The sequence below is a fragment of the Leptothermofonsia sp. ETS-13 genome, assembly GCF_049200465.1.
In the GTDB taxonomy this organism is placed as follows: Bacteria; Cyanobacteriota; Cyanobacteriia; order Leptolyngbyales; family Leptolyngbyaceae; genus Leptothermofonsia.
In genome coordinates this window covers 5,379,738-5,405,430 of record NZ_CP120836.1, presented here as the reverse complement: position 1 = coordinate 5,405,430, position 25,693 = coordinate 5,379,738, and the positions used below count along the sequence as shown (strand labels likewise).

Below are 25,693 nucleotides of genomic sequence, written 5' to 3'. Positions count from 1 at the left end.
GGTGGAACCCCTGGCTGGGGGCGAAGCCTCCACTCCCTCTCTAATTCCAATGTCCTAACGCACCCGCGTAGAGCTATAAATGCTACAAAATTAAGGATTTGAGAAGCCAGAAGTCATAAGTAAGGTTTATTCTGACTCCTGGCTTTTGGCTTCCTTCATCAGGCATCGGGCGAAGCTCCCACACCCCCCTTAAACCCATGTCCTGAGCAACCTGGCAACTGCGATAATTCAATCGGAATCTCAATCCAGAAGGTAGTTCCCTCACCGGGCACCGACTCGCACCAGAGGGAGCCGTGATGTTTTTCGGTGATGATTTGATAACTGATGGACATTCCCATCCCAGTGCCCTTGCCGACAGGCTTGGTCGTAAAAAATGGGTCAAAAATTCGCTGCTGAACTTCCCTGGGCATTCCCAGGCCATTGTCGGCCATGCTGATTCTAATTCGGTCTTTACCATAGCGCTGGGTTGAGATCCGAATGGTAGCAGGGGCTTGATCGGACGCCAAATGACAACATTGGGCTTCTCGCTCATCCAAAGCATCCAGGGCATTGCTCAAAATATTCATGAATACCTGGTTGAGTTGCCCAGCATAGCACTCTACCAATGGCAGGTCGCCATAGTCCTTAATCACCTGCACACCAGGGCGATCAGTGGTCTGCTTGAGGCGATGTTGCAGGATTAGTAAGGTACTATCAATGCCTTCGTGGATGTCAACGGGCTTAATTTCTGCCTGATCAAGCCGCGAGAAATTTCGCAACGAAAGGACAATCTGGCGGATACGATCAGCACCCATACGTATAGAAGACAGGGTTTTTGGTAAATCCTCTGCTAAAAACTCAACATCGATCGCATCTGCGTATGCTTCAACCTCTCTATGGGGTTTGGGATAGTGTTTCTGATAAAGCTGAAGCAGGTTTAGCAAGTCTTCAGTATATTCGTTGGCATGGGCGATGTTGCCATAGATGAAATTGACTGGATTGTTAATTTCGTGGGCAACCCCAGCCACCAAACTCCCCAGGGCAGACATCTTCTCGCTTTGAATCAGCCGCAGTTGGGACTGTTGCAGTTGTTCCAGTGTTGTTGATAACTCAGCCGTGCGCTCTTTAATCCGCTGCTCCAGGAGTTCGTTCGATTTCTTGAGTTGTCTCTGCTCAAACGCCTGCACCCGCCAGAGGACAAGAATCATGGTGACTGCCAGTCCAGCAACCACAAATGCAATGATATCCAGTGCGCGCAGTTGAGACTCAATATTTTCACACGGAATGATGAGGGCAACGGACCAGTTCGCCTCCTTCAACGGAAGGTATGCCACATATTTTTGGGTGCCATCGATTGGAAATAATTCAATTCCTCGCTGCCGATTTACCATTCGCAGTGCGATCGCAGCCAGATTTTCATCCTTTGACTGCAACAGGCTGGGAGCTGGCTTGTTCGCCTTCAACAATAAATCTGGATTGGGGTAGGCGATCGCTTCCCCCTTTGAGCTCAGGGCAAACGCATAACTGTTGTCGCCATACTTCAGACTGTCCACAACCTGCGCAATCCGGTCTAACCGCACCAGAGTGTGAATCTCACCCTTTGGAGAACTGGTCGTGTCAAATGCTTTCCAAATGGGGGTTGCAACAACAATGGTTGGCACCTGAGTCGCATGACTAATAAGCGGATCGCTCACATTGGTTTTTCCGGCCATTGCCGCTTGAAAATAGACGTGATCGCTAATATTGGCAGGTGGACTACCCGTTATATTTCGCCAGCCATTTGGTTTTGCCATTGCCAGCGCATAGGCATCACTAAAGCGCAAAACTTCTGCTTTCAGGTAGGGCTCAGCCATGGCCCAATTGAGCGATCGCACAGTGTCTGTATTTGCCAGCGTTTCCAGATGGACTTTGAGACTGGCAAGCCAGCGATCAATGGCATCTCCTCCCTGCTGGACTTCTAAGAATGCATTTTTCTTCAAACTTTCCAGCATCACACTGCGGACAACCTGATAGCTGTGGTACGCTCCTAAACTGACGATCAGCGTTATACCACCAATCAGCAGCCGCATCAGGAAATTGCGTTGGGATTTGGATACCTCTTTAAATGATTTCATTACCTGACATAAATTAGAACAAGGGAACCCAGTCAAAAATATGGAATTTGCCAACCACTTGTGGTAGCAGCTAGCAGCGGTTCAGCACCTAAAGTTTCTTGAGTTTTGATATATAGCGGTAGTCATTATGGTTAGGATGGGGTGCAGGGGTGGAACCCCTGGCTGGGGGCGAAGCCCTTACTCTCTCTCTAATTCCAATGTCCTCATGCAACCGCGGAGAGCTATAAAAGAAAACTTTTACCGAATTGGGCGATCGCCCGGCAGCAGTGGCTGAGGGGAGAGATCGTCGAACGTAATCCTGAACCACTTCGCCTGTAGCTGTTTTAGCTCCCCACTTATACGCATATTGCTCAGAAACTGATTCAGCAGATTGAGTAGCTCCTGATTTCCCTTCTTCACCGCCCAGGCTGCATAGGATTTCCGACTGACCCGTTCCCCCAGTTCAAAAATGGCAGGCTTTTCGTTCACCAACACCGAAAGCGAAACAATGTTATGTAACACCGCATCCAGGCGTTGATTGATTAAATCCTGATAAGCTTCAGCAAAACCTCGATACTGCTTGACCGGGCCGAGAGTGCCCCCCTGCTTCTTAAGTTCGGCAGCAAGGTCAGGAACGGCGGCAAAGGAAACGCCTCCCTGCTGGGCACCCAACACCTTATCAGACAGATCGCGCAAGGATTGGATCGTGGCGTCGTCTTTTCGTTTGACGTAGGCAATGGTGGATTCTGCAATGGGCATAGTAAAGTCGAGGAATTGCGATCGCTCATCCGTAATTCCCACAGCCGTCAGTGCCACGTCATACTTCCCTTCTCTCACACCGGGAAGAATTCCCTGCCAAGGTACAATTTCCTGACGAATCTCAAAGGGAACCATCTTTCTCAAGCGCTCTAATAGCTCATGGTCAAACCCGGTAGGCTTGCCGTTAACCAGAAACTCAAAGGGAGGATAGTCATCTTCAGTCGCGACCAGTAAGTATCCCCGTTTTTTGATCTGGCTTAACAGGCTGTCGTTAATTTTGAACGTTGAGCTACTTTCGGGAGGTTTCGTACAACCGTGGGCGATCATAGCCAGGAGCGCTCCCGCTCCCGTTTGAAGAACAAAACGTCTACTGAGGGTCATCGCTTTAAGAATTAAGACTAAACAAAAGTTCTCTGGTTAAAGAATTCCCCAGTTACGTTTATCACACACATCATTTTTCTGGCTTCTAAGTAGCTATAGCGTTCACAAATAGTTTGTGAACAAGGGGGGTGGGAGCGCAGCCCCCACTCCCCCTTCTTACAGTTAATTATGGCTGTCTACTTATAGCGATCCTATCTGGATTGTGAAAAGGGATTCCTGCGGAATCCCTTTTCACAAAGCCCTTTCATTTCACGAATCATTTAGGACTGTCATAGTATAGCTCTACGCAGGTGCGTTAGGACATTGGAATTAGAGAGGGAGTGGGGGCTGCGCCCCCAGCCAGGGGTTCCACCCCTGCACCCCGTCCTAGCCATAATGACTACCGCTATACATTGTGGCAGAAAGCTGCCAGGCGACAGGATGGAAGATTGCCTATCGCCTGTGCTTTCGCCTTTTTCCCTTGTTAATTCTTGTAGAAAAGTTTCATGGAATGGTTTCTACTTCAGTCATTAATGGAATTCAGCCTCTGGACTTTCCAAACATCCTCTCATGTTGCTTTGGGATGCCAATTAATTGCACGCAGAATGTTACTCGCTGAGAGTTTTTGCTAGATTGACTGCCGCTTTTTACCCATTGCAGTGTCGTAGCTAGCGTAGGCTTCCTGATAACGACCCAGGCAGTGCAGTGCTGCGCCTCGAAATACCCAGGCTTCGTTGTGTTGGGGATAAATTTCCAGGGCTTTTTCACAGCTACGCAGTGCTTCAGCTGGTTGATCCAGATAGAGATGAAATTCTGGTTGAGTGGCAGGTAGAAAGTTACCTGGGGATTGCGCTACTGGACTCCACTGGAAGGATTTTGGGACACCTGGCAGTTCTGGATGATAAACCCATGGAGGATGAGCCCCGGAATCGGGCAGTGCTGGAAATTTTCGCAGCCCGCGCGGCGGCTGAAATGGAGCGACAACAGGCTGAGGCGGCCCTCCGCATGTCTGAAGAAAAATTTTCCAAAGCCTTCCGCTCTTCTCCCGATGCTATCACCATCAGCACCCTCGACAATGGTTGCTATGTGGAGATGAATGATAGCTGTTTGCGAATGCTGGGCTACCATCGGGAGGAAATGCTGGGTCATAGTGCCCTTGAATTGGGAATTTGGGCAAAACCAGAAGACCGTGATACGGTTGTGCGATCGCTTCAAGAGAAAGGATCGGTTTCAAAAATTGAGCTGCAATTTCGTAAGAAATCTGGAGAGATTTTCCCAGCGCTGTTTTCAGCCGAAATTATTCATCTGGAAAATGAACCCTGCCTGTTATCGGTTGCAACCGATATCACCGCACTGAAACAGGCTGAGAAAGCACTAGAACGATTGGCAGAAATTGGCGAACTGGCGGCCATGATTGTCCACGAAGTGCGCAATCCGTTGACAACGATTTCTATGAGCCTGGGTTCTTTCAAGCGGTTGGATCTGCCGGAGCGCTATCAGGAATATCTTGCCCTCGCTTCGGATGAATCGGATCGGTTACAACGCCTGTTAAACCAAATTCTGCTCTACGCCAAACCGCAAACCTTTCAGCCAGCAGAACTGGAACTGAATAGTTTCATCACCGATACGCTGGTAGCTCTCCAGCATATCCCCGTTGCCGCAGGAAAACAGGTGCAATTTAATGCCAGCCCTTTACCGCTAAAAATCCTGGCCGATAGGGATAAGTTGAAACAAGTATTAATCAATCTGGTTACAAATGCTTTTGAAGCCATCGAAGCAGGAGTCGTGGCGATCGCCACCACCAACCCAACTCCCAATCATGCCTGCATCCAGATTCATAACGACGGGCAGCCCATCCCTTCAGACATTCTGCCAAAGCTGACCAGACCTTTCTTCACCACCAAGTCTACGGGAACTGGTCTGGGGTTGGCGATCGTGAAACGCATCGTAGAAGCACACGGTGGCGAATTGAGCATTGAATCCCTGGCTTTCCAGGGAACCATTGCCAGCGTGAAATTACCGCTTGTGTCATCCTAACAGAGCAACCCACAATCCTCTAGATCTTGCAGGAGAAATCAAAAATTGTATCTAGTACTACAGAATGATGTGCTTAAGGATAAATAGTTCTTAAAATCGGTATCAAGAAATACAATTTGGGATTATTCCTGGGTTGCTGTGATGTTGGACACCGATGTGGATTGGGAAGAAGCGTTTATCTATCGCCCTGGGCTTCCGGTTGAGTTGAAAGCCCGACCCGGAACCTATGATGCGATCGCCCGCTATGAAGCGATGATGGTGCCTCCCATCTGGTTGGAGCATGATCCTCAACCCCGCTATCCCCATGAACTACGGGTTGTTTGTCCACTGCCTCAAACCGTACCTTCCCAGGTAATCTCACTTTATACGGAATCCGCTTGACAAACTATGACTGTCGCTAGATTGGTACGGATTTCATCTTATTCATGCACCGTTCCATCCGGCATAATGGCTTCTTTCAGGTAAACCCCTTGAAGGTTGGCTCCCTTTAAATTGGCATCCTTCAAATTTGCCCGGTGCAGGTTGGCCCCTTCCAGGTCGGCCATACTCAGGTTTGCTTTGCACAAGTTCGCTTCCCGCAAATTTGCCCTACCAAGATTGGTGTTAATCAGACTGGCTTCACTTAAATCAGCCATGCTCAGTGTTCCTTCCCGCAGGTCGGCTTCCCGCAAATTTGCTCTAACCAGGGAGGCCTTGTAAAGATTGGCACCAATCAGTGTCGCGTTCACCAGGTTCGCCCGGTGCAAGTTGGCATCAATCAAGTTGGTCATGCAAAGGTTGGCTACACTCAAGTTGGCTCTGCTCAGGTTGCTGCCGTATAGTGTTGCTCCAACCAGGTTGGCCATGCAGAGGTTGGCCATACTGAGGTTGGCCATACTGAGGTTGGCTTCCCGCAGGTTAGCCATGCTGAAGTCGACCTCGCGCAGGTCGGCTTTATAAAGGCTGGCTTCCCACAGGTTGGCTTTGTAAAGAATGGCAGTATAAAGAGTGGCCCTTTCTAGCACGGCTGTACACAAATTTGCCTCCCGCAGGTTCGCCATACTCAGGTCTACCTGACTCAAATCGGCTTCCCGCAGATCGGTTCGGTAGAGGTTGGCTTCCCGCAGATTAGCTTTGTAGAGAATGGCTGTATAGAGGGTCGCTTCATCCAGCATCGCAATTCCCAGGTTTGCCCCTTCCAGGTTCGCCATACTCAGGTCTACGCGGCTGAAGGTTGCTTCCCGCAGGTCGGCTTTAAAGAAGTTAACCTCCCTCAAGTTTGCTTCCTTGAATTTGACTCCTTCGAGGTTTGGTTTATTTTTGGGGTGATTTTGCCACCATTCGTTCCACGCAGTCACCCCTTGCTTAAGTAAGGCAAGGTGCTCCTCGTCAGCCATTTATTTGATACCTCTAGCCGCCAGCACAACCGATACCGACCTCGTAGCAATATGGAGAGCGCTAATCTCAGTATTCCCACGTTGGCTACGGTTTTACTCACTACCTGCTGGAACGAAGGTAACGAGCCCTGGTGTTGCAAACGCTAAATTTTGCACTATGGGGGGTTGAGGGCTTCCCCCAAGCAGGGGTGGAACAGCCCAAATCCCCAACAAAACTTTCGTTTTGCACCAGTGCAGCAGGTGCAAGGGTGAGAAGCGATTGATTGAAGCCCGTGTTGAGCGTGGTTGGAAAAAGAAAGCGTCTTTGGCATCACTGTTGAAATACTTGTGACTGCAAATTGCATCATGGTATTTGATGCTGAAACAATCATTCCAGGCAATAAAAGAGAACTGATTGTAGAAAGATTAGATATTATCGGAAATAAATCGCTCGATATGAGAATGGGCGGTAAAGCCATGAGAATTGACAGTTTTATGCAAAGAACTGATTTCCTTTCTTGTTTCCGATTAAGTCTATTTATCCCTCTACTAACCCGATGGTCAATTCCCAATCATCGTTTTTGCTCCAGTTTGCTCTAGATGCAGCCTTCCGTGCGATCGCCCATGAATTTGCTATTCGCCTGGCAAAAAACTGAGATTTTGAATGGAAGGCAGAGGTTGTCCGCTGTCATTGAACTTTATCGCAGCTTTATCGCAGATTTTAGTGCAAGTGTTCGACTTGCAAAGGTAAAAACAAACGATAAAATTGGGGAGATTTCGATCCCCGTGTGAGTCTTCCAATGCCTGTAGGATTGCCTGAATTTGTTGAAAACCCGGAAAACCGTTGCCCGGTAATACTTTTGCTGGATACTTCCACTTCAATGGCAGGTCAGCCGATCCAGGAGTTGAGTCGGGGGGTGGGCGTGTTCAAAGAGGATGTTCAGCGGGATACGAAAGCATCCTTAAGTGTGGAAGTGGCAATTGTGACCTTTGGCCCGGTGCAGTTGCTTCAAGACTTTGTGACGATTGATCAGTTTACTCCGCCAGTTCTGGAAGCCAATGGCTATACGCCAATGGGGGAGGCGATTGAGTACGCCATTGATTTGCTGGAGGGGCGGAAAGAGGTTTACAAAGCGAATGGCATTCAGTACTACCGTCCCTGGATTTTTATGATTACCGATGGAGCGCCGACCGATAGCTGGCATAACGCTGCGCAACGGGTGCGGTTGGGAGAAGCCGATCGCAAATTCTGCTTCTTTGCCGTTGGGGTGGAAGGGGCAGACATGGCCACCCTCAGCAAAATTGCCCCCCCGGAACGTCCACCTGCGAAGCTGAACGGGTTAGACTTCCAGACGTTATTTGTCTGGTTGAGTACGTCAATGAAGCGGGTTTCCAGTGGTAAGGTAGGTGAAGCAATCGCTCTGCCCCCGGTGGGATGGGCAGAAATTTCGAGTTAAGGAGCCTCTGTGGTCTGGAGAGCCATTGCCCGTTCTTCTACTGGAACCAGCCATCTAAAGCAACAACTTCCCTGTCAGGATTTCGGTGGCGATCGCATCCTGGGCGATGTGTTGATTGGCGCAGTTGCCGATGGAGCAGGTAGCGCTCGCTATGCCGATATAGGGGCAAAATTGGCAGTTACGACAGCGATCGACTATTTAGCAGCAACAGAGGCATGGCTGCAAAAGCGACATTACTCCTGGCGATCGCTTCCCCATCCTCCCAATGAAGCGATTATGCGCAAGATTTTTATCAAAACGATTCATAAAATCTGCGATCGCTTGCAGACTCGGGCAACCGCCAGTGGCTGTCTCGTGGATGACCTGGCCTGTACACTGCTAACTGTGCTGGCAACCCCAACCTGGATGGCCGCCATGCAAATTGGCGATGGCTTCATTGTGATGCGTTCTCCCCAGAGCGATTATCAACTACTGTTTCAACCGGATAAAGGCGAGTTTGCCAACCAAACCACCTTTGTCACTTCAGCTAATGTGTTGGATGACATGCAAATTCGCATTTTGCCAGAATGTCCTCTTTTCATTTGTGCCGCATCCGATGCCCTCGAACGGGTTGCTATTCGCCTGAGTGACTGGGCTCCCTTCCCTCCCTTCTTCAAACCGCTGGAGGAGTATCTGACCGAAACACCCAATCCCCAGCAAAATGATGAATACCTGATCAGCTTTCTAGAATCTGAACGACTCAATCAAAAAACAGATGATGATAAAACGTTGTTATTGTGTTTGCAGTGTTAAGGAATGAAATGTCGTAGTCTTTGGGCGATCGCATCTGTTCTGGTGATCGCGCTGACCAATTGTGCTGCGCCAAAAACGGAAGCGCCTCCAACTCCCAGTGAAACCGGTGCAACGTCTCCGGCACCAATTCCTAAAGGAGCTTTGATTTATGGGTCAGGTGGACAGCCGGTTAATTTAGAACCCGGCAACATCACCGATGGTAATTCCATCATTGTGCAAGATCAGATCTATAACCGGTTGATGGAATTCAAGCCTGGTACCACCGAACTGATGCCTGCCCTGGCAACCAACTGGGTCGTGTCCAAGGATGGCAAAATCTGGACGTTCAAACTCCGGCAGGGAGTTAAGTTTCACGATGGCACTCCGTTTGATGCGGCGGCGGTGAAATTTAATGTCGAGCGCTGGTGGGATCCGAAGCACCCTGATGGTTATCGCGATGCGGGTAGAACCTACGAAATTTGGGAGCAAATTTTTGGTGGCTTCAAAGGCGATCCTAATTCATTGCTACAAGAGGTTGTAGTGGTGGACAAAGCAACGATTCGGTTCGTGTTGAAGCAGCCATTTGCGGCCTTTCCAGACGCGATCGCCTCTGGTTTCTTTGGCATCGCCAGCCCTACGGCTATCAAGAAGGCAGGGCTCAACTATGGTGGGCCGGGTTCCTTAGCTATTGGAACTGGACCTTTTATTTTTAAGGAATGGCGCACAGGTGATCGCATCCTGCTGGAAAAAATTCCCTCTTACTGGCAGGCGGGGTTGCCGAAAACTAATCAACTTGTGATTCGTTTTGTCACAGACCCGGCGGCCCGGTTGGCGCAGCTTCGCGCCGGGCAAATTGATTTCACAGTGGAGCTAACGCCCGACCAGCGCAAGGAAATTGAAAGTGACCCCAATTTACAGGTGGTTACCCGTCCCTCCTATAACGTCGGTTATTTGGCATTAAATCCCAGCTACAAACCCCTTTCAGATGTTCGGGTAAGGCAAGCGATCGCCCATGCCATTAATCGTCCGGCGATCGTCCAGGCATTTTGGGGAGGCCTGGGTCAGCACGATCCGCACTTCATTCCCCCGCCGCTATCCTGGGCCCGGGCGAAGAATCTCAAAATCTATCCCTACGATCCGCAAAAAGCAAGACAACTCTTGGCTCAAGCAGGCTATGGTAAAGGATTTGACCTGGAACTCTGGTATATGCCAGTTTCCCGCCCCTACTTTCCGACCCCGAAACCCATTGCTGAAGCCTTTGCCGCTGACCTGAGTGCCGTCGGTATTCGCGTTAGTCTTAAAACCAAGGATTGGGCGGCCTACCTGGCCGATCGCCGTAAGCCGCCCGGTTATCAATCGTTTATGCTGGGCTGGACAGGTGACTTTGGCGACCCGGATAGCTTTTTGTATCCCCACTTTGGCCCGGGGGGCACCAGTGATCTGGGGAACTGGAAGAATGAGCAGGTTTTCCGACTTCTAAATCAGGGGCGGGCGGCAGGCGATCGTGCCACCCGTGCTAAGTTCTACACCCAGGTCGATCAAATTTTGCATCGGGAAGTTCTGCGCCTGCCCATTGTCCACTCTCAACCTCTGCTGGCAAAACGCAAAACGGTTGAAGGTTGGATTCCCAGCCCGCTTGGAAGCGAACCCTTTGAAGTCATCCGTAAGAAATAATTGCTCCATTTTTGAAAAGATCGGGTAAATTGTTCACTTAAATTGTCGGCAATTAGGTTGAGCTCAATAGTCACCAGGCTTTTGGGCGCTGGCTCTGTTGAATAAAAGCCGTGTAAGGAGATAGAGTCTTGAGTTTCGTGCCTTCACCCAACCGCCTCAATGGGGTAAGTCTATCGCGATCATCGAAGCAATCAATTAAAGAGCGTGTGTCAGTCTGGGCTCCTGGGGCGATCGCGCTCAGTTTGTTAACCGTAGTCTCCCTAGGGCTACCGATGGAGCCCTGTGCGGCCCAGGCTTCGCCCCCCACGTCGCCATGGGCAACCCAAAATGCCAGCGTGCTACTTGTCAATCCAGTTGGTGGTAATGATGACACCGCCAATGGGAGCGATCTCGCCCCGTTTAAGACGATTACGAGAGCGTTGCAGGTGGCCCGGTCTGGTACGGTTATTCAGTTGATGCCGGGCACTTACAGCGAAGAAACCGGGGAGCGCTTTCCGCTGCAATTGAAACCGGGTGTCGCCATTCAGGGGGATCCGCGAAATCGAGGGCTGGAGGTTGTAATTAAGGGGAGTGGTTTTTTCCTGAGTCCAACCTCTGCCCGTCAAAGTGTCACGGTTGTGGCGGCAAACCAGTCTTCCCTGGCTGGCGTCACCATCATTAATCCCTATGCTCAGGGCTATGGGCTCTGGATTGAGTCTACCAGCCCCACGGTGACTGATAATACTTTTCTCATGAGTGGGCACGATGGTATTTCCGTAGTTGGCAATAGTGCTCCCCTGATTCGGAACAATTTCTTTTTTCAAAATGGGGCGAGTGGCATCACTATTTATGGAACTTCACGACCGGAACTGCGGGAAAATATTTTTGAGCAAAACGGATTTGCCATTAATGTGAATGGAAATGCGATGCCCCTGATTATTGGCAACCGCATCACCCAAAACAAGGATGGAGTGGTTGTGCAATCAAAGGCCCGTCCGATTTTGCGCAATAATTCGATTGAGAGCAATAAACGGGATGGCGTGGTGGTGATCGCCCAGGCCCAGCCGGATTTGGGCAAGAAAGGAGAGCCTGGTGGTAATTTCATTCGGAATAATGGTCAATTTGATATCAATGCCACAACCAGCCAGCCAGTTCTTGCTTTTGGTAATGAGTTGATCAAAACAGCAGGATTAATCAATGCCAGCGGGGAAGAATTGGCTGTGATCCCTGTGGCAGGGGGGGGGATGGTACCCCAGTCGTCGAATCTCCTGCGGCAGGCTCCTTACCTGTGAATCCGGTAGCAGCGGCTGCCATCCCAACTGTTGCCGTGCGGCCAGCCACTTCTACCCCAATGGACTTTCCTAAACCACCCGTGGCATCAGCTCCAACGGCGATCGCCCCCATCCCATTTGGAGAAAAACTCTCCGAAACCAGTTCAAACATAGGGAATCAGGGGGCTGCGATCGCCCCCCCACCCGTTACTGCCCCTCCCTCCAACCCCACATCGGCTGAAGCATTTCCGATGCCAGGAAGCCAGCAACCACCCTCCCAGGCAATCGCCACGACTCCCGTTACTGAATCCGCCCCTCCTTTCCCAATCCCCGCTGCCCTTTCTGGCAAAGGAGAGAATTCTCAGCCTCGCCGCCCGATGCAAATTGTGCGGGTTGCAACTCCCGAAACTGGAATTGCACCTCCCGAAATCGGAAATTCACAGGCTGCGGGGGAATCCCGGTACTTCCGCAAACAACTTTCCGGTGCCTCACGTTGTCGCAGAACCCAAGTCGGCTGAGAGGCAACCCAGCAAGCCCGCTCCTCCAGCCTCTGACAGACCCATCTCCGCACAGCCGAATCCATCCCTATCTCCGGTACGAGCGACCCAACCTGTGGCAGCGCGAATCGGTAGGGCAACGTCTTCCCAAATTCCCTCTGCCCCGTTACCTTCCACTTCTGGCTCCCCCCCCTCCTTCCCCTCACCCGTCTCCCTGAAAAACTCTTCCCCTTCCCCGCCTCTCCGCCCCTCTGCTTCCTCCGCTCCCCCATCTTCCCCTCGTTCACTGACTTTCACAAAACCCTTACCTCCCTTTGGCAGCCCTCTGCGAGCTTCGCAACCAACCAATCAGCCTCCTCCACTGGCTACTTCTCCTGAGCCGGGTGCTGCTCCACCCGTTTCGCCAAACAGAAGCCCATCTCCCATTGCAGTAGCCCCGTCGCTCAGGGGAACTGCTCCGACCACCCCGGTTGGAATTTCCGTCCCAACGCCAGCGTCACGTCCAGTTGATTCGCCGGTTGCCAGGGCTTCGGCTCCACTCCAGACGACTTCAGAAGTGAAAACGAACTTGCTGCCCGTTCCTGGCCCGAATGTGCCGATTGGCAATGCAGGTAGCCGATCGGGCATCAAAATTTTTAGCCAGACCAATCAGGAAGATGGTTCTGTTCCACCCGTGCCTCCTAATCTGGCAGGATTATTAGGAATTCGCTATCGCGTCGTGGTGGAAGCCGATGACAGTCAGCGGGAGCAGATTCAGGCTGTCGTTCCTGATGCTTTTCCAACTTTTTTCAAAGGGCGGAGGGTGTTTCAGGTGGGAGCCTTTAGTGATCGTGCCAAAGCTGACCAGCTCGTGCAAACGCTCATCACTCAGGGGTTGAGGGCGACAGTGGAGGTAATAGAGTGAGGGGATGTGATGGGGAAATAGGTGGATGGGTAGATGAGTGGATGAGGTTTGAGTTGGGATCACTTTGCTTCTCCAATCAATGTAAAGGCTGCCCAATCGAGTGGTCTGGGGTAGGTTCGCATGGTGTCCAGCATGGCCTGTCGGAGGGCGATCGCTTTATCAGGATTCTTTTGCAAATTCTGGTAAAAAGCAGTCATCAATTGGGCGGTGGGAGCATCGGGAACGGCCCACAGGGAAACGACTACGCTGGGCACTCCGGCAGAAATGAAGGCGCGGGACAGGCCAATTACACCGTCGCCCGTAATCCTTCCCTGGCCAGTATTGCAGGCGCTGAGAACAACCAGCTCTGCGTTTAGATGGAAGTTCAGGATTTCGTCTGCGGTTAACAGACCGTTATCTTCGGGAGAAGGAGCCAGGGCGATCGCACCGGGCACGCCCAATCCCTGCAATGAGACGTAACTGTTCTGGTTGCCGTATTCCAGCAATCCGTGGGTTGCCAGATGAATTACGCGGGCGTCAGGTAATTGCTGGTTCACGGCAGCTTTGGTGGCCTGGTTTCCAATCAGGGCTTTTGTCTGTAACAATTCGGCAATTTTGAGAGCCTCCTGTTCTGCACCGGGCAGCGGGGCGAGCGGTTGAGGAGGTTTTCCTGCTTCCAGAGTTACGGAGGGCATGGTGGGATTACCGACGATGAGCGCTGAGGCTGGGGGCATTTTCCCACTCCTCTCTTCCCTCCCCTTTCTGGTTAGTTCCAGTACCTGAATGGAAGGGGCAGTGAGGATGGTGTGATTTTCAATCAGGTAGTTGCCGTTGGGGTTTTGCAGGGCGGCAAAGGGCACCAGAAACAGGGTTTCCTGGGGGATAAAGATGATGCGGGCGTTGGCATCCTGGGGCAGCAGATCGGCGATCGGGGCAATGAGAAGATCGTGCAGCTTTCGCAGCCCGGCTTGTTTACGGATGCGGGGTTTTTCAGGTGGGGCAGGGGCATTGTCCGTTTGAGAACTCTCTGGAGCGACAATGCCAATACCCCGAATCGCCTGGGCAACGGGGCCGCAGTCTTCGCCCGGAACCAGACAACGGGCGACCTGAACCACTTCGGTCAGGGTTGCATTTTTCTGCCACAGGGGTTTGAGGTCTACCCGGCGAAAATCAACCCTGCCATTGGGTTGAACCACCCAAATAAACAGTTCTGACTCTCTGCCACGCTGCTTGCCGCGAAATTTGAAATCATCGTCGGGGACGATCGCATACTCAACCAGGGTGGCATTTTGCTGTCGGGCGATTTGTTTGATCTGGGCGATGGTAAACGGTTTGACTTCAATGTCTGGATTGTCCTTTTGAGAGCGTCTTAGCAGTAGCCGTACAAATGCCCATGCCCTTCCCCGTTCAGCCGCTTCTAGAGCCGCTTCGGGTTTGTTGGCAGCAACTCGAATTTGCTGTAGCAGATTGTCTGTATGAATTCGAGTATCGAAGATAGAAACTTGATAGGTGTCGTTCAGGCCGCGCCCCAGGGTATCCAGAAGCTGGATGGCTGCCTCAACCGAACTTTCTGCCTCGGCCAGTCTGCCTGCACTAAACAGCGCATGCCCTAGGTTGTTAAGTGCGATCGCCTGGGCTTCAGGGCTGCCTGTGGTACGAGCGATCGCCAGACTTTTCTGAAAAAAATCAATGGCCTGGGGATACTGTTTCTGATCTTCGTAAATCAACCCCAGGCCACCCAGGGCTTCCCCTTCGCGCCGATGATCCTGGGCCATTTGCGCCACTTTGAGTGCCTGCTGGTAGTAGCTGAGCGCCTGGGTCTGGTTTCCCAGGGAATGGTAAGTGGAACCTAGATTAATCAGGGCGCTTGCCTCACTGGAAGGATTGGGAATGGCGCGGGCAAGCTTCAGGCTTTGTTCATGGGCGGCAATCGCTTCCTTTGTCTGACCTAGGTTGGCATAAACAGCTCCCAAATTTCCCAGAGCGATTCCCTCTCCAATACGATCGCCCATTTTACGGGCAATCTTCAGGCTTTGCTGATAAGCTGCCTTAGCATTGTCGTAGTCACCAACCGCTTCAAAGGTGTTTCCCAGGTTCAAAAGCACCTGCCCCAAACTGCGGCGATCGCCCAGGGCCAGCATCAGTTTACCTGCCTGCTTCTGAGTTGCGATCGCCGAACCGTAGTTACCCAAAGCTTCGTAGGCAATCCCCAAATTTCCCAGAGCCTGCGCCTCACCTTGTTTGTCATTAAGTGATTGGGCGATCGGAAGATAGCTTTCCAGAAGTGGAATAGCTTCTCGATAGCGCTCTAACCGGATATATACAGCTCCCAGGTTTGCCAGTACCATTCCCTCCCCTGCCTGATCTTGAGCCTGGCGAAACAGAACGAGTGCCTGCTGCCAGGATTTCACCGCTGTTTCCAACTGTCCGGTCTGGTATTGCTCTATCCCCTGTTGCAAGAGTTGATTGGCAGCAGTTTTGGGGGCTGGTTGGATGGAGTCCGTTAGAGGTTTTTCCGCGACAGTCTGAGCTTGAGCGGCGATCGCCGGAGCAGAAGAGGCAGGTAACAGCAGCAACCAATCCCCGCTTGAACAGATTGCCAGAAAAATGAGTCCTGCTCGGTAAAGCATTTGTTAGCCCTTAAGCTTTCGGTTGGGGCAGTGTACCCAGTTTATCTGTGTGTCTAAAACCAAGTTGCTGCAAGGTTAAGTAGCCAGGCGCAATTAGATTAAGGATAATTTCGGGGGGGGTGGAGGGGGTGAAACCCCCTGCCTGGGGCGCAGCCCCCACTCCCCCCTTTACCAATTAATGATGACTACCTACTTATGCTCGAAACTTCGTTTCGATTCATACTGCTTTTCAGCAACGCCCATAATCCAGATAGGATTGCTTATTACCTGCTCTATTCTGCTTCTCCAACCAGCATAAACGCTGCCCATTGAGAGGGGCGGGGATATTGCTTCTTTGTAATCAGCATCGCCTGACGGAGTGCCTGAGCTTTGTTCAGGTTTTGCTGAAGCTGGAGATAAAATTGCTTCATTAAAAAAGGCGGTAGGAGCATCGGGAATAGCCCACAGGGAAACGATGACACTGGGTACACCAGCAGAGATGAGCGATCGCGACAGTCCAATCACCCCATCACCCGTAATTCTACCGCGTCCGGTATCGCAGGCACTGAGAACCACTAAATCGGCATTTAGTTGAAGACTTAAAATTTCATCGGCTGTCAGCAAGCCGTTGTCCTGTCCAGCAGGGGCGAGGGCGATCGCTCCTGGTACACCCAACCCCTTAAAGTCATCCAACAATCCATGGGTCGCCAGGTGGATGAGGCGCGATCGCGGCATTTGCTTTACCACCGTTGCTTTTGTTGCCTGGTTCCCTGTTAAAAAGGTTGTATTCAGCAGATTTGCAATCTCTTCGGCTTCCTGCCTCGCTCCTGGCAGGCTCAGCAATTGTTCCAATCCTTCTCCGACCTGGGTGCGGACTTTAGGCATGGTTGGATTTCCGACAATCAATGCAGGCGACAGGCGATGGGCAACAGGCGACAGGGGTGAAGGAGTGGGAGGGTGGATGGGTGGATGGGTGGATGAATGGGGCAATGCCTGCCGTTTCTGACGGGTTAATTGCAAAACCTGGATGGAGGGGGATGTCAGGATTGTATGTCGCTCAATTAATGGTTTACCTGATACATCTTCAAGGGCTGGAAAAGGAACCAGAAACAGGGAACTGTGAGGAACGAAGACAACCAGCGCATCAGGATCGGTGGGTAACTGATCTGCAATGGGCTGAATTAGAAGCTGGTAAAGTTGTTGCAATTGGTTAGAGGACTCAGCGTCGTCAATGGGTTGCACTCCCAACCCACCTCCGCGACCAGTCACTCCAATCGATTCCCGACTCAGGGTAACAAGCTGATTCAACGGTAGCGGTTGAGTTTTGAGATTAACCGAACGAAACGCAATCTCTCCGGTGGGTTTCACAACCCAGATATAAAGCTGATGGTCGTATTCATTTTGAATGATGGAATACTCCACCAGAGTTGCACGATGTTCTCTGGCAATTTGTTTAATTTTCTGAATTGTGAGGATGGGAATGCGATCGCTACTCGCTCCACTCAGTTGACGTCTCAGCAGCAGTTCCACAAATGCTCTGGCACGCCCCCGTTCAGAAATTTCCAGAGCCATTTCAATTTTGTTTTGAGCCACCAGCGATCGTTGCAAATTCCTGTAAGCCCGTTGCTGGGTATCAATGAATGACACCTTATGCAGATCACTTAATCCAATCCGCTGGGACTCCCGGATCTGGATGGCCGCAAAAAAACGGGTTTCGGCTTCCGCTGGTTTGCCAGCCTGATGCAGGATGACTCCCAGATTGTTGAGAGCGGAGGCTTCTCCTTCGCGATCGCCCAACTGGCGAGCCAGTTCAATTGCCTGCTGAGCAGACTGAGTGGATTTGGGAATTTGCCCCTGAGCATGATAGGCATTGCTTAAATTGACCAGGGCAATCTGGACTCCATTCAGGTCATTGATTTGCCTTGCCAGGTTGAGTGCCTGCTCATAGAACCGGATAGCATCAGGAAAATTCCTTTGGGCCAGGGTAATGCTTCCCAACCCCTGCAAAGAGGCTACAACTCCCACCGGATCTTTAATTGTCTGCGATAATCGCAGTGCCTGATGATCGTAGTCCATTGCCTTTGTATACTGCTTCAGGGACGCATGGGCGATGCCTAAATTACCCAACGCAATGGCAATTCCCTGCTGATCATTACTCTTGCGGGCCACTGCTAATGCCTGCTCATAAAACGGAATTGCCTTCTGAGATAATCCCAGCGAATTATAAATACTGCCCAATCCACTCAGGGCATTGATCAAATTCTCAGGGTCATTAATTGCCTGGGCAAGTTCCTTTGCCTTTTGATGAAATTCAAGGGCCGCCTGATATTGTCCTCTACTGAAGTAGATGTTGCCCAGACCAACCAGTGCCTGAACTTGAGTTGGGCGATCGCCAATTTTCTCAGCAATGTTCAGTGTTTGTTGATAAAACTGCAACGCCTGCTGGTACCGCCCCAGATAGGCATGGGCACTGCCTAAATTAATCAATGTTCTTCCTTCAAGCTGGCGATTGTTCATTTTGCGGGCGATCGCCAGAGTTTGTTGCCAGGAGGCGATCGCCGCTTCAAATTGCCTTGCCCCCGCCTGCTGGAGTCCCTGCTGAAACAATCGCTCTGCTTCGGCTGAACTGGCATTTTGAACCTGAACCATAACTACCGGAGGAAAAAGGGCCGCTGGCCGAAGCAACCCCCCTCCGCTTGAAGAGGCCGTCAGAGAGACAAGCCCTAATTGGTAAAGCATGTGTTGAGGAAACATGACTATTTCATCCATATAACGTTCACAAATAGTTTGTGAACAAAGGGGGATAGGGGCTGCGCCCCCACGCCATCACCCCATCACTCCCCCACTCCCTCTCCTGTCTCCTGTCTCCTGCCTCTTGATATCATGAGCGCTCTACAAACAACTGGCAATCCTGCCAATATTTCTCCCAGGCTAAATGTACCGTTTTGGGCTGCACGCCTGCCAGTCTGGCAACCCACTCTGCTGGGATCTCGCTGGCTTCATGAATTCCAACCCAATCACATAACTGATTCAACATCAGGGATGCCCTGTGGAGAGAAGACGACACACTGGCTACCTGATAGAGCTTTTCAATACAATCCATGCGCTGCTGTAATGCTTCTTGCCGTTCTGCGTGGGTTTCAAGAACCTGAAATTGAATCTTGCCGATCGCATAAATCGCTGTGCAGTTGGCATCAAAATCACCCCCAACCACTGCACCGGGGCTGACAAAATCAGCATAAAAGGATTTTTGCAAAATCAGCCCTCCACTACAGTCTGGTGCCAGAGACAAAAACGGTTCGTTGCTTAGAAGGGAGGGGGGAAGCGTGAGTTGAGTGAAGCTGGCTGCATCAATCAGAGTGGACGGAGAAGCATCGAGGGTAGAAATCATACCTGACCTCCAAAAGGGGCAACTGGGACTTATCTGTATCGATGTATCTCCAGAGCGAGGGGAGGTTATGCAGAGGGGGGGAGGGGGGGAGTGATGGGGTAGAGAAACTGAAACGACCGAGGCTGTTCTGGAAATGGGGCTCTGACGCCTCGAAACCCTGATTCCCTCGACTCCCTTCTTTCCAGGATTGCCACAAAAATTGACAAACCCTGAAACGACCCCCTATCACCCCATTACCCTATCACTCCATCACCTCCTCACCCTCACACCTCACACCTCACTCATAGTTGTCGCCAGGTTGCTTAGAACATGGGTTTTAAGGAGTGTGGAGGCTGCGCCCCTAGCCAGGGGTTCCACCCCTGCATCCCGTCCTAAGCCTGGTGGCTATAGCTATAACTAACAACTAACAACTCCCCATCACCGACACAATTCTGATGGAGCCTGTTGAATGATTTCTTTGAGGGCATTGGAGGGATCTTTGACGGAATACATTTCCCGTAGGGCATCGGATAAGAGATTCTGGTTCACGAAATAGTTCACCCGTTGGAGGGCAATTTCTTCTGTTGTTGCGCCTTTGGTTTTGAGTTGAGTTTCCAATGCTCTTAAGTCAGCGGTAATGCGATCGCGGCTTTGAGACTCCATCATTTGAAATGGAAGAATATACTTTGGCGTTGATTGAAATCGGCTTGTGAATAGCTTCCAAAGATAGTTCTGGCCTGGTTGAAATGATTTGCCACCATAAATGATGCTTGCGGTCTCTTTAGAGATGGGCTGTTTCCACAAAGGTTTTCCATTTTTATCCGTTACCTCAATGCGTGCAAGGGAACCTTGCCAGAGGAAAAGGGGGCGATCGCTCCAAACCTGAGACACCTCATATCCCCCTGCAGGAGCTAATGGGCAAACCTCACCGCCGCGAGATCCGCCTCTAATCTTTCTTTGCCGCAATAGAGTCCAAACCTCATCCCATGACTCTGCTCTAGCTGGAACTGCCTGTGCAACTTCTACTCCCTTAAAGAATGTTGCAAGTGCAGAATTCGCATGGTTTCCTGAGGGAAGAACCATCCCGCAGGTTGCTAGCAGAAGTACTCCAAGTAACCGACTTAAAGGCGATCGCACAATTAAGGATGGTTCAAACTTAGTCATAAGATTTCCTCCCTAAAGCAGGTAGAGTATAAATCCAAAATGCAGCTGAAGGTAAAAGCCACGGTATCAACAATGCAAACGAGATATAAATTTGTAGTCCCACCAAACCATAGGTAGCCGTTGCAACTATCCCCGCAACAAACCACCACCGTTTCCTGCGAACAATCAGCAGTGAGAACCCCTTTCCCAACAGGGCAGCCACTCCAATCATCCACAGATCGGGTATGGGCACGACTAACCGCTGATTCAGTAAATTATGGAGGGCGTAGACATGGGATTGGGCACCCGTAAAGATTTGAGGTTGTCGGTTCCAGTAGCTAAATGCCATTGGTGGCGTTGCATAGTTATCATCTCCTGGCGTTATTGTTCCGGCCTGGTCATACCCGCCCGGTGCCAGCAAAATGATTGGCTGAGCGATCGCGGACGATGAGAACGATTTGGCAATATCTGAATCAGGAAAAGATGGACTCAGAACTTGCCAGGCAGGAATAGAACGATAGACGCGATCGGGTGGAATGGAAAAGTCAACAATCGGTCTCAACCAGTGCGCTAAACTTAACCAATCCGTCCAACCAGTAACGGGTAAAAGATGTTGCCGTTTCCATAGAAATTCAATTCTGGAGTCTTGTTTCTGGTTCTGTTGAGCATAGGCCAGTACCTGAGTTCGAAAATCGCGCTTACTTTGGGCTGGAGCAGGAAGCGTTCTGGAGTCAGGAAATGCCTGATTCAAGGCAGAAGCTAGCGACAATACATAAGCAAAGGGACAGGTAATGGAGCAGTCTTCATTGGCTGCAATGAGTTCAACGTAACCTTTGAAGTAGTCAATATAACCCTGTTGAACCGATTCAAAACTTGCAACGTGAGGGGTGACTCCAATTTCGCTGCCTGTTCCACTCTCAACAGCAGCGAACACCAGCCATGCATTTTGCTGAACTGCACGCTGTACGGATTTTGCCAATCGTTGATCGTCATCGGTTGGCTGGTCGAGCAAATAATCCACACCAACTACTTTAGGATTCAACATCAGAACTCGATTCAAAAGATGAGCCAGATAACTCCGGTCCATTGGATTGATCTTATTGGCACGAATGCTGCCACGCTGGAGCGAATCTTTATCAATTTGAACCAGCACAACCGGAGGTTCTGTTTTGGGAATCTGACGCGTTATATCCCGATAAAGTGCCTGTACCCAGAGGCGTGGCTCTAGAAAAAAGGATTGAATCGGAAGCAGACTGAGCAACAGCAGGGTGGAAAGCGCGATCGCCTCATGCCGCAAGGGTAACCAGCGTCTCAGCTGTTGTCGCCAGCCGGAAGGTTCCATGCGAAAGAGAACGGAATCAGGGTGACGGAACAGGGAGGGAATTAGATAGGCCGAGGGATAGGTCAGGTTGCGTTCCAGCTTTAGCGATTGGCAGGCCGCCAGCATGGCATCGTGGACATCTTTGAATTCCGCCAAATGCTGCAAAAACCGCACCAGAAATTCTTGCGCAACCCGGTTATGAATTGGTTCTCGCATGACGGTAACCTGACTCAGCCCCAGATCAATCAGCGTATTGGCAATGCTCAACCCATTGCAGGAGTTAAAGATGGCAAATTGCAGTCCCCGCTCCTTCGCCACGGTAAGTTGGGGGGCAATTTCCCGCACCAGAATTGACTCATTGGGGGCAATGACCAGCTCACCACCTGTGAGTGCCGTTTCATTGCTGTGCCCGGCAAAGAACAGGACATCCCAGCCCTGCTCATCAGCGATCGCCCGACAGATGCGCGTCTTCAGCTCAGCCACATCCTCTCCCGGCTGCCAGCCCACAAACTCCACCTCAGCACTCTGAGCCAGCGCTTTCACTGCTTCCCGGTCTGCCTGAAAATTTAATCCTGTATCATCGCCCAAGATCGCCAGAATTCTGACTCGCCCCTGTCGCTTCCGTCGCATAGCCTCCGCCCGAATCTTGGCTGGGGTGCGGGCAATGCGAATGGCTCGTGTCGCGGCAAACTCTGTCCCAATTTCCCACGCTTCCCAGGGAAACCGCGCCAGTTCCAGCGGTTCACAGGTTAAAAATACATCCACTGGTGCGGCATCACTATCGGTCTTGCCAGAAGCCGCTTTAGCAATCTCAGCGCGAATTTCCAACAGTTCTGCGCTACTAAGCCAGTAATGGAATTCAGACAGCAATTTGGCTTCTGCCTGCACCAGTTGAGTTCGCCAGTCAATCGGAGGTGAAGCCAGCGCTCCACTGTGGTCAACTCTGGCCCGCAAAGCGGACTTGTAAAAGTTCAGGTAAGCTTGCTGCCATGTCTGATAAAAAGTGGTGAGCGTTTCTGGATACGTCAACTCAGTTGTCAATTCCTGCCCCTTTCCCCAGGACAGCTCGAAGACGCAGGTTTGCTCAATGCGTCTAACTTTGAGTCGGTAGTGAGAGAAGAGAGGAGGCATTGGGGGAAGAAGAAGGAGGAAAGAGGAAAGAGGCAGGAGGCAGGAGGAAAGAGGAAAGAGGGGGATGGGAGAAAACTTAGAACTCAAAACTCAAAATTTGGAACTCATTTACCCTCCCACTCATCCACCTTCCCCCCTCTCTAACAACTAATTCGGCTGGAACGTAAACGGTGGCAGGGTCAGTCGTTCTCCATCAGGAAGGGTGATCCTGACGAGGAATTTTTCGTCCCAGGTGCCTGCAACCTGGGTAAATAGGTAGTCGGCATTAGTCTGAGTGTCGAGGGTTCGTTGGACTAAAACACCCGTCGGGTCACTGACTTCCAGGCTGATGCCTTGAGGTAAATTGGCCCCTGGTTGAGCACCCAGGACGAGGAGCAGAGACCATTCTGGTATTCCTTCTACAGGGGGAAGGTCCCCCACAACGGCATACAGTCGCAGGGGAATGTTTGCCATGATCCAGTCCCGGTAAGCACCTCGTGCCTGGGTAGGAAGGCGTAGCCCATTGCGTTCCAGTTGTTGCACAATCGCTTCGAATTCCTCTCCTGGCGATCGCTGGAATGAGTCTGTAATGGGCGATCTCAATGCAGAAGCCGCCGCTGGAGGGGGTAGTAGTATCCAGGCAAATTCCTGTGCTACTTCATCCCACTGCTCACGCAGCCACAGACTTGCGTTTACAGCGGGTTGGGTAATGAATTGGAGCCAGTGCGTCAAATCAGGAAGCTGATTACTGGCGACGGTTGGCAACGAAATAGCGGCAGGTTCCAGACACCGCAGGTATAGCAAGAGTGAATCAGGGTCTGCTTCAAACCAAGTGTATGGAATGACATAATTCTGTTCTGCGTCCGCCTGAATAGGTTGGGCCTGCTGGTAGCGCATCAGTTGGTCATACCGCAGAACTCCCTGGATTATCACCTGCTGCTGCTCTTCATGGACTTCCAGCACCACATAAAAATGCGCTACAAACTCAGGCAAATCAATTGCCGCAGCAGGAATCGTCACAGTCTCATCCCAATCGCCGACTGCCAGCAGACACAACTTGAACTGATTAACCTCCACATTGCAAACGGCTGGAATCGCCTCAGCATAGGAGGAATGCATCAGTGAGCAATTTTGGTAATTCAGGCTGAAAACTCCGGAGCGCCGTTTTAGCCACTGCTCAAAGCTAAATAAGGCTAGGGCATTCAAATAAACCTGCCACTGCCGTTCCGGGTTCACCTGGCTACTCAAATTCGCGGCCTGCATCAGGTGGTTGGGTTCTAGGGCGATCGCCTCTTCCGGCAATAGCTCCATCTCAGTGAGGAAGTCAAGAGAGTTCAGCATAGGGTCACTCATAGGTTTGGAAAAAAGGACGGGGGAAAGGGTTAAGAGGAAAAAGGAAAGAAGACAGGAGACAGGGATTGGGGCTGGGAGTTAGGGCGCAGGGATGGGAGTAATTCAGAACTCAGAGGGTTTGTCAATTTTTTGTGGCAATCCTGGAAAGGGGGTCGAGGGAATCAGGGTTTCGAGGAGTCAGAGCTCTGTTTTCAGAACAGCCTCGGTCGTTTTAATTTCTCCTCTACCCCATCACCCCATCACCCCTCCACCCCTCTCTCTAAGAACTAATATCCCCAACGATCTTCTCATCGAGATACTCACACAGTTTGCGAGCAAAGAAACTGTCGGAAATGTAATTCTTTGGGGTTTTTGCCTGTTTCTCATCGGAACCAATCACCTCTTCAATTTGTTGGTTTAGGGCTGCTTCGATTTGGGCATTGCGGGTTTGTAATTGGTTGGGGTCGAGGAAATCTTTGGCCAAGGCTGTAACCCGATCGCGCAGGTCGTTCAGCATCCAATGGCGAACATCGGCCCGAAATTCTTTGAGTTTAAGCAGACGGCTCACTTCAAACTGGGCTTTGAGCCCGATGTGGGTGGCAATTTCGGTCATAGACATTTTACGGCAGTGGAATAATTGTAGGGCGGTGATGAAGTGTTTGTTTTTGGGAGGTTTGATGGATTTCAGGCGATCGCCCACCACCTGTTCTAAAGCCCGATTCAAACAATCGGTAAAATGGTGGCGGTAACGCTGCAAAAATTGATCGGGGTCATCTTCACCATCCGTGGAGCCACAAGAATAAAGGGGTTCGGGAATTTCAGGGGTGCTTTTTTCAGGCGTTCCGCGGCGGGTTGCAATTCGGTGCTGGCGCAGTCGGTCGGCCATCGTTTGCAGCCGTGTGAGAACCGAGTCGGGGGAAAGAGTCAGGTTAGCCTTTTGCTTAAGCAATTGGCTGATGGCTTCCAGTTGAGACAGAGTTGGAGGTGGGCATTGCCTGCCGCCGTTGCCAGCCTGCCGCTGCTTCAACCGTTCCAGACGGTAAACGGTGTGATAACTTTCCAGTAGTGCGATCGCCTGCTTCACTTCTAAGGGGGTGCGTGGGTAAACTTCCGCAAATACCCGTTCCAATTTGCGGGTTGTGGTATCGTTCAAAATTGCCCAGTCACTTAGAAGGTAAACACCACACTCCAGCAGAAAGGCATTCAGTTCCCGGTGATGCTTGACCAGTCGAGTGGTCCAGGTTGAGAGGCTACTGCGTTCAGGGTCAAAACTTTGCAAAATGGCGATCGCAAACGAGCGCTGCCCTAATTTTCCATCGTCATCTAACACAAAAGGAAACAAATCGTGGCGGGTAAAGCCATGCTGCCGACCAAAGCGGGCTTCTAACTGGACACAAACCTGCTGAATTTGATGGGAAATAAAACAACGTAGACACAGTTCAGCCGGATGCGGTGGGTCAGAGGGACTTTCTGCGGTGGTAGGGTTTGTAGAATCGCTTTTTAGTAATCTCATCATTTGCATCAACTGGCGCTGAATAAAGGTATCGGCGACATCCCCATCGAGCGATTCTGCAAATTGCTGCCGAAAAAATGCCTTCGCTGGGGCAATTTCCTCCCTTCGAAGTTGCCCGGCACTGTTAATTTTGGCGAGTGTCCAGTAGCGTGATGCAATACCCATGACATTTACTTGCTA

20 protein-coding genes are annotated in these 25,693 nt (G+C 51.0%); 8 read left to right on the top strand and 12 right to left on the bottom strand.

The genetic code is table 11. From position 1 onward, the window contains the following. Positions 1 to 158: 158 nt before the first annotated feature. Positions 159 to 2,093: a sensor histidine kinase gene (locus P4D80_RS24605; RefSeq protein WP_421656681.1), complete on the bottom strand. Its 1,935-nt coding sequence runs from the start codon at positions 2,091 to 2,093 to the stop codon at positions 159 to 161. A gap of 237 nt (positions 2,094 to 2,330) precedes the next feature. Continuing rightward, positions 2,331 to 3,212 carry a transporter substrate-binding domain-containing protein gene (locus P4D80_RS24600; RefSeq protein ID WP_421656680.1) on the bottom strand — a complete coding sequence of 294 codons (882 nt, stop codon included), beginning with the start codon at positions 3,210 to 3,212 and terminating at the stop codon, positions 2,331 to 2,333. 756 nt (positions 3,213 to 3,968) lie between these two features. Here P4D80_RS24600 and P4D80_RS24595 point away from each other — a divergent pair. Both P4D80_RS24595 and P4D80_RS24590 read left to right on the top strand, forming a co-directional pair. Beyond that, positions 3,969 to 5,228, top strand: coding sequence for a two-component system sensor histidine kinase NtrB (locus tag P4D80_RS24595; protein WP_421656679.1), 1,260 nt, complete (start codon positions 3,969 to 3,971; stop codon positions 5,226 to 5,228). A gap of 141 nt (positions 5,229 to 5,369) precedes the next feature. Continuing rightward, on the top strand, positions 5,370 to 5,609 hold the full coding sequence (locus P4D80_RS24590) for a hypothetical protein (RefSeq protein WP_421656678.1): 240 nt from the start codon (positions 5,370 to 5,372) through the stop codon (positions 5,607 to 5,609). Between the two features lie 38 nt (positions 5,610 to 5,647). On the opposite strand, the gene P4D80_RS24585 is transcribed toward P4D80_RS24590, so the two are convergent. Further along, entirely contained in the window at positions 5,648 to 6,604 is a 957-nt protein-coding gene (locus P4D80_RS24585) for a pentapeptide repeat-containing protein (RefSeq protein ID WP_421656677.1), read from the bottom strand. Positions 6,605 to 7,383: 779 nt separating this feature from the next. Between P4D80_RS24585 and P4D80_RS24580 the strand changes: the two genes are divergently transcribed. The 5 genes from P4D80_RS24580 to P4D80_RS24560 all read left to right on the top strand — a co-directional run bounded on the left by P4D80_RS24580 (position 7,384) and on the right by P4D80_RS24560 (position 12,253). Continuing rightward, entirely contained in the window at positions 7,384 to 8,040 is a 657-nt protein-coding gene (locus P4D80_RS24580) for a vWA domain-containing protein (RefSeq protein WP_421656676.1), read from the top strand. A gap of 9 nt (positions 8,041 to 8,049) precedes the next feature. Next, positions 8,050 to 8,832, top strand: a complete 783-nt coding sequence (locus tag P4D80_RS24575; protein WP_421656675.1) for a PP2C family serine/threonine-protein phosphatase — start codon at positions 8,050 to 8,052, stop codon at positions 8,830 to 8,832. Between the two features lie 3 nt (positions 8,833 to 8,835). Further along, positions 8,836 to 10,485, top strand: a complete 1,650-nt coding sequence (locus tag P4D80_RS24570; RefSeq protein ID WP_421656674.1) for an ABC transporter substrate-binding protein — start codon at positions 8,836 to 8,838, stop codon at positions 10,483 to 10,485. A 137-nt stretch (positions 10,486 to 10,622) separates the two neighbouring features. Continuing rightward, positions 10,623 to 11,756 (top strand): DUF1565 domain-containing protein, encoded by a 1,134-nt coding sequence (locus tag P4D80_RS24565; RefSeq protein ID WP_421659600.1) that lies wholly within the window; start codon positions 10,623 to 10,625, stop codon positions 11,754 to 11,756. Next, on the top strand, positions 11,753 to 12,253 hold the full coding sequence (locus tag P4D80_RS24560; protein WP_421656673.1) for a hypothetical protein: 501 nt from the start codon (positions 11,753 to 11,755) through the stop codon (positions 12,251 to 12,253). Before P4D80_RS24565 ends, P4D80_RS24560 begins: the two co-directional genes overlap by 4 nt. Here P4D80_RS24560 and P4D80_RS24555 read toward each other — a convergent pair. Both P4D80_RS24555 and P4D80_RS24550 read right to left on the bottom strand, forming a co-directional pair. Then, on the bottom strand, positions 12,224 to 12,580 hold the full coding sequence (locus tag P4D80_RS24555) for a hypothetical protein (protein WP_421656672.1): 357 nt from the start codon (positions 12,578 to 12,580) through the stop codon (positions 12,224 to 12,226). The genes P4D80_RS24560 and P4D80_RS24555 overlap by 30 nt on opposite strands. After that, positions 12,581 to 12,838: a hypothetical protein gene (locus P4D80_RS24550; protein WP_421656671.1), complete on the bottom strand. Its 258-nt coding sequence runs from the start codon at positions 12,836 to 12,838 to the stop codon at positions 12,581 to 12,583. On the opposite strand from P4D80_RS24550, the gene P4D80_RS24545 reads away from it, so the two are divergent. Then, positions 12,825 to 13,136: an SPOR domain-containing protein gene (locus P4D80_RS24545; RefSeq protein WP_421656670.1), complete on the top strand. Its 312-nt coding sequence runs from the start codon at positions 12,825 to 12,827 to the stop codon at positions 13,134 to 13,136. The two genes, P4D80_RS24550 and P4D80_RS24545, sit on opposite strands and share 14 nt — an antisense overlap. 59 nt (positions 13,137 to 13,195) lie before the next feature. Here the strand turns inward: P4D80_RS24545 and P4D80_RS24540 are convergent, their stop codons facing one another. The 7 genes from P4D80_RS24540 to P4D80_RS24510 form a co-directional block, all read right to left on the bottom strand. Then, positions 13,196 to 15,745, bottom strand: coding sequence for a CHAT domain-containing protein (locus P4D80_RS24540; RefSeq protein WP_421656669.1), 2,550 nt, complete (start codon positions 15,743 to 15,745; stop codon positions 13,196 to 13,198). 189 nt (positions 15,746 to 15,934) lie between these two features. Beyond that, complete coding sequence (locus P4D80_RS24535; protein ID WP_421656668.1) at positions 15,935 to 18,373, bottom strand: CHAT domain-containing protein; 2,439 nt, start codon at positions 18,371 to 18,373, stop codon at positions 15,935 to 15,937. Between the two features lie 232 nt (positions 18,374 to 18,605). Next, complete coding sequence (locus tag P4D80_RS24530; RefSeq protein WP_421656667.1) at positions 18,606 to 19,115, bottom strand: hypothetical protein; 510 nt, start codon at positions 19,113 to 19,115, stop codon at positions 18,606 to 18,608. A 417-nt stretch (positions 19,116 to 19,532) separates the two neighbouring features. Next, positions 19,533 to 20,258 carry a hypothetical protein gene (locus P4D80_RS24525; protein ID WP_421656666.1) on the bottom strand — a complete coding sequence of 242 codons (726 nt, stop codon included), beginning with the start codon at positions 20,256 to 20,258 and terminating at the stop codon, positions 19,533 to 19,535. Beyond that, positions 20,251 to 22,689 carry a CHASE2 domain-containing protein gene (locus P4D80_RS24520; protein ID WP_421656665.1) on the bottom strand — a complete coding sequence of 813 codons (2,439 nt, stop codon included), beginning with the start codon at positions 22,687 to 22,689 and terminating at the stop codon, positions 20,251 to 20,253. Before P4D80_RS24520 ends, P4D80_RS24525 begins: the two co-directional genes overlap by 8 nt. Before the next feature lie 147 nt (positions 22,690 to 22,836). Then, a complete protein-coding gene (locus tag P4D80_RS24515) occupies positions 22,837 to 24,009 on the bottom strand; it encodes a DUF1822 family protein (protein ID WP_421656664.1) in 1,173 nt (390 codons plus the stop codon). A gap of 271 nt (positions 24,010 to 24,280) precedes the next feature. Next, on the bottom strand, positions 24,281 to 25,678 hold the full coding sequence (locus tag P4D80_RS24510) for a hypothetical protein (protein WP_421656663.1): 1,398 nt from the start codon (positions 25,676 to 25,678) through the stop codon (positions 24,281 to 24,283). Positions 25,679 to 25,693 lie beyond the last annotated feature (15 nt).

Bases quoted from the DNA above. Each gene is read 5' to 3' on its own strand.
- P4D80_RS24525 (WP_421656666.1), bottom strand. From the start codon at position 20,258: ATGACTAAGTTTGAACCATCCTTAATTGTGCGATCGCCTTTAAGTCGG.
- P4D80_RS24540 (WP_421656669.1), bottom strand. From the start codon at position 15,745: ATGCTTTACCGAGCAGGACTCATTTTTCTGGCAATCTGTTCAAGCGGG.
- P4D80_RS24515 (WP_421656664.1), bottom strand. From the start codon at position 24,009: ATGCTGAACTCTCTTGACTTCCTCACTGAGATGGAGCTATTGCCGGAA.
- P4D80_RS24590 (WP_421656678.1), top strand. From the start codon at position 5,370: ATGTTGGACACCGATGTGGATTGGGAAGAAGCGTTTATCTATCGCCCT.
- P4D80_RS24600 (WP_421656680.1), bottom strand. From the start codon at position 3,212: ATGACCCTCAGTAGACGTTTTGTTCTTCAAACGGGAGCGGGAGCGCTC.
- P4D80_RS24530 (WP_421656667.1), bottom strand. From the start codon at position 19,115: ATGATTTCTACCCTCGATGCTTCTCCGTCCACTCTGATTGATGCAGCC.
- P4D80_RS24510 (WP_421656663.1), bottom strand. From the start codon at position 25,678: ATGGGTATTGCATCACGCTACTGGACACTCGCCAAAATTAACAGTGCC.
- P4D80_RS24580 (WP_421656676.1), top strand. From the start codon at position 7,384: ATGCCTGTAGGATTGCCTGAATTTGTTGAAAACCCGGAAAACCGTTGC.
- P4D80_RS24605 (WP_421656681.1), bottom strand. From the start codon at position 2,093: ATGAAATCATTTAAAGAGGTATCCAAATCCCAACGCAATTTCCTGATG.
- P4D80_RS24535 (WP_421656668.1), bottom strand. From the start codon at position 18,373: ATGGTTCAGGTTCAAAATGCCAGTTCAGCCGAAGCAGAGCGATTGTTT.
- P4D80_RS24570 (WP_421656674.1), top strand. From the start codon at position 8,836: ATGAAATGTCGTAGTCTTTGGGCGATCGCATCTGTTCTGGTGATCGCG.
- P4D80_RS24520 (WP_421656665.1), bottom strand. From the start codon at position 22,689: ATGCCTCCTCTCTTCTCTCACTACCGACTCAAAGTTAGACGCATTGAG.
- P4D80_RS24585 (WP_421656677.1), bottom strand. From the start codon at position 6,604: ATGGCTGACGAGGAGCACCTTGCCTTACTTAAGCAAGGGGTGACTGCG.